At 52.6% G+C, this 411-nt stretch carries 4 tRNA genes; all 4 read left to right on the top strand.

The features are described from left to right. Positions 1-35 precede the first annotated feature (35 nt). Positions 36-108: transfer RNA gene (locus HMPREF2637_RS10430), tRNA-Asp, on the top strand. 19 nt (positions 109-127) lie between these two features. Further along, positions 128-200 (top strand) — tRNA-Lys (locus HMPREF2637_RS10425). Positions 201-205: 5 nt separating this feature from the next. Then, positions 206-287, top strand: a tRNA-Leu gene (locus HMPREF2637_RS10420). A gap of 12 nt (positions 288-299) precedes the next feature. Next, positions 300-372, top strand: a tRNA-Thr gene (locus HMPREF2637_RS10415). Positions 373-411 lie beyond the last annotated feature (39 nt).

Genomic DNA, 411 nt, shown 5'->3' with positions numbered 1-411 from the left:
AGAGGGTCAGCGGTTCGATCCCGTTAACTCCCATAGGTCCCGTGGTGTAGCGGTTATCACGTCGCCCTGTCACGGCGAAGATCGCGGGTTCGATTCCCGTCGGGACCGTTCAAGTAGAAATATTTGAGACTCGTTAGCTCAGTTGGTAGAGCAATTGACTTTTAATCAATGGGTCACTGGTTCGAGCCCAGTACGGGTCATATATGCGGGTGTGGCGGAATTGGCAGACGCACCAGATTTAGGATCTGGCGCTTAACGGCGTGGGGGTTCAAGTCCCTTCACCCGCATTAGAAAAGTTAGCCGGCTTAGCTCAGTTGGTAGAGCATCTGATTTGTAATCAGAGGGTCGCGTGTTCAAGTCATGTAGCCGGCATAAAGATGGTCCGTTGGTCAAGGGGTTAAGACACCGCCT

This window comes from Streptococcus sp. HMSC065H07 (assembly GCF_001837325.1).
In the GTDB taxonomy this organism is placed as follows: domain Bacteria; phylum Bacillota; class Bacilli; order Lactobacillales; family Streptococcaceae; genus Streptococcus; species Streptococcus salivarius_H.
This window is presented reverse-complemented; position numbering and strand designations above follow the sequence as displayed.